Genomic DNA, 3451 nt, shown 5'->3' on the forward strand with positions numbered 1-3451 from the left:
GGGCCTTGCGCCTGGCCGCAGCGGGCGCGGCCGGGGTGTGCGGGAACGGCTCGGCCGAGGCGCGCTGGACCGGCGCGGCCGGGGGCCGTGGGGGCGCCCGGGCCCTGGGCCGGGGTCTCGCGCCCGGCACTCCGGGGAGCCGGTGCGGAACGGCCGCCCGGCCCGCCCCCCGGACGGGTCTCGGCGACGGCCTGGGCGAAGCCCGGCGGCACCAGGGCCTTGCGCCTGGCCGCAGCGGGCGCGGCCGGGGTGTGCGGGAACGGCTCGGCCGAGGCGCGCTGGACCGGCGCGGCCGGGGTCCGTGGGGTCGACACCTCCGAGGTCCGTGGGGCCGCCGCGGCCGGGGTGTGCGGAACCGGCGCGGCCGGCGTCCGCGGGACGGGCGCGGTCCGCGGGACCGGCACGACCGGAGTCCGCTGGACCTGCGCGGCCGAGGTCTGCTGGGCGGAAGCGGTCGAGGTGCGCGGGGCCGGTGCGGGCGGGGCGGCCACGCGCCGGATGCGTACGCTCATCGGCTCGGCGTGCCAGGGGGCTTCGGGTACGGCGGGAGTGTCCGGCGCGGTCCGGGCCGCGACGGACGGCCGCTCCGGCTCGGCCGTCTCCTCCGCCGGGCGCTCCGCGGCGAGGTCGGCGGCCGTGTCCCTGCGGTACTCCAGGGCGAGTCCCCGTCGTTCGGTGACGCCCCGCAGCAGGCTCCGGCCCTGCACGCTGCACCGTCCGAGCACGCTGAGCGTCGTCCGCCCCTGCACGGACGGCTCCAGGCGCTCCACCAGCGTGTCGAGCGCGGGCCACAGGTCGTCGTCCAGCCGCTGCCCCGGCACACCGACGTGGACGGTCATCGTCTCCCGGGCGAGTTCCCGTCCGGACGCCTCCGGGGGCACGTCGTCGCCCTCCCCCACCCACAGCCCGGCGCGGGTGACGGCGACCTGCCACGGGGCCCGGAGCACCAGTACCCCGTCCTCGGCGGCGGCGGCCAGCCCGGCGACGGGCGGGCGCCAGTGGAGCAGGCGCGGGGCCGGCGTCGACCCGTCGTGCGCCGGGAGACAGGCGACGGCTTCCACGTAGGGCCGCCACGAGGGTTCGCCGTCCGCGCCGATCAGCACCACGGCCCGGTCGGTGCCGGTGCCGTCCGCCCGCTCCAGCAGGGCGGGGACGCCGCTGAGGACCTCCACCGCGATGCCGAGCAGATCGGCGGTCCGCTGTCCGGTCTCCAGGAGGTCGTGCCCGTTCCCCGGCACGAGGAGGGCGCCGGCCCGGGCCCGCGAGGGCAGCAGGGTCAGCAGCTCGGCCAGGGCGGGCGCGGGAACGGGGGGCGTGCCGGGGGTGCCCACCACGACGGCGAGCCGGTGTTCGTCCATGGGGATCGAGGCGGCGACGGCGCGTTCGTCGTCCGGCACCGCTCCCGCCGCCCGGATCAGCACCCCCGCGGGCACGGGTTCGACCACATGGCCGCCGACGGCGTCGGGCGTCAGGTGTGCCGCCGCGTCCTCCCAGCTCGGCACGGGATGCCGCAGTCCGAGGGGCCGGGGGCCCAGGCCGGGGGCGAAGTGGTACCAGCCGGCCGGTCCGGTGGGGGTGAAGAGCGACCCGTCGGGGGCGACGACGACGGGACCGGCGGGGGCGATGACCTCCATCCCCCAGGTGTCGCGGACGCGCCGTGCGGGGGCCGGGCGCCCCGGGAGGTCGGCCCCGGCGCCCGCCCACAACAGCCGTACGCCGGTGATGCCCGACCGCCGGCATTCGTCGAGCACCGGCCCGAGCCGCTTCCACAGGGCCGGGGAGTCGGAGAAGCCCGCGGCGACCACCACGGTCGCCTGGTTCCGCTCCGCGGCGCCCAGCGCGTCGACCGTCTCGGCGAGCCGCGCCGTCTCCTCGGCGTCGGAGGCGATCAGGAAGAGCGGTCCGGACCGGGTCCGCCGCGCCGTGCCGCCGAGCAGGGGGACGCGCATCCGCAGGGCGTCGAGACCGGCCAGCCAGCGCCTCACAGGGCGTCACCCGGCATACCGGTACGCCTTTCGGCCGCCACCCGGGTCGCCCCCGCACCGGCGCTCCGCCGGCCGGCTCCGTCGGTCCGCTCCGGTCCGGTCGGCCGGTCAGGGGTCTCGCTCATGCCCTTCTCACTGGTCGCCGTGGGTCGCTCCCGTGCTGCGCTGCGCCGGGGCAGGACGCCACCCGGCACCGTTCATCGCAGCAGGCGCGCGTGCCGGGTCGCAAGGCGGCCGGCCCGACCGTGCCCTTTCAGACGACGGCTCGTGCACGAGCGGACACGGCGCGGCCCGCGCCGGCCGCGGCCGCCGGCACCGCGGTGCCGCCTCCCGAGTGGGCGAAAAGGCGGAGTGAGTGGCCCGCCGGGCAGACGGGCGGGCGGATCGGTGCGCGGCCCCGTCCGCTTCTCCAATGATCGGCCCGGTGCGGCGTCCGTCCAGGACCATTCCAGGCTCGCCGGGCGGCCCCGGCTGCCCGTCCGCCGGCCTCCGGGTGACGGGCCGAGAACCGATCCACAACACACGAGACCGACCAGGAGATTGCGTGTCCAATCGGAACCGGATCATCGCGGGCGCTGCCGTCGCCGCGGTGACCGTGACCTTGGGAGGTGTGTCCTTGGCGCTGGCCGACAATTCGGTCAGTACCCAGACCGTCTCCGGTCAGATGACGTACTACAACGACAGCGGGTACGGCGCCTGCGGGACCGTGGTCGACGCGGCCACCGAGGATCTCGTCGCCGTGTCCCACGAGTGGTGGACGTCCGAGGACCCCAACCAGGACCGGCTGTGCAAGGGCGTCAAGGTCCAGGTGTCGTACAACGGCAAGACGATCACCGTGCCCGTCAAGGACATGTGTCCCTCGTGCAACGCCGACCACCTGGACCTCAGCCAGACCGCCTTCGAGAAGCTCGCCCCGCTGGAGAAGGGGCTGGTCAAGGGCATCACCTGGAAGTTCGTCACCGACGGTGGCGAGCCCATCGAGGCGCCGTCCGGCTCTCCCGAGCCCGAGGTCAGCGGGTCGCCGGCCCCGGACTCGTCGAACGGAACGGGTTTCCCGTCCCGTTACGCGGCGCCCTACGTGGAGACGTGGGGCTCGCCCGACGAGCTGGACAAGGCGCGTCAGGCGGGACTGAAGTACGCCACCCTCGCCTTCGTGCTGGCCGGCGGCGGCTGCAAGGCCACCTTCAACGGTGACACCCCCATCACGGACGCCGGTTGGAAGGCCGCGGTGCAGAACCTGCGCTCGTCGGGGGGCGATGTGATCGCCTCGTTCGGCGGGGCCTCCGGCACCGAGCTGGGGCAGGCGTGCGACTCGGCCACCGCGTTGCAGGAGCAGTACGGCGCCGCGGTGGACGCCCTGGACCTCACCCGGCTGGACTTCGACATCGAGGGTGCGGCGCTGGCGGACACGGCGGCGAACCACCGTCGCAACCAGGCGCTGGCGGCGTTGCAGAAGGAGTCGGAGG

General features: G+C 76.2%; 1 protein-coding gene and 1 pseudogene. One reads left to right on the forward strand and one right to left on the reverse strand.

Going from position 1 to position 3451, the window contains the following annotated elements:
- Window positions 1-1985: pseudogene (locus IF37_RS41125) on the reverse strand (hypothetical protein); the annotation flags it as partial.
- 544 nt (window positions 1986-2529) lie between these two features.
- On the opposite strand from IF37_RS41125, the gene IF37_RS46285 reads away from it, so the two are divergent.
- Window positions 2530-3451, forward strand: a 922-nt coding sequence (locus tag IF37_RS46285) for a cysteine/serine endopeptidase inhibitor (RefSeq protein ID WP_301540375.1), incomplete at its 3' end; no start/stop codon positions are given.

This window comes from Streptomyces sp. NRRL S-31 (assembly GCF_000718775.1).
Lineage (GTDB): Bacteria > Actinomycetota > Actinomycetes > Streptomycetales > Streptomycetaceae > Streptomyces.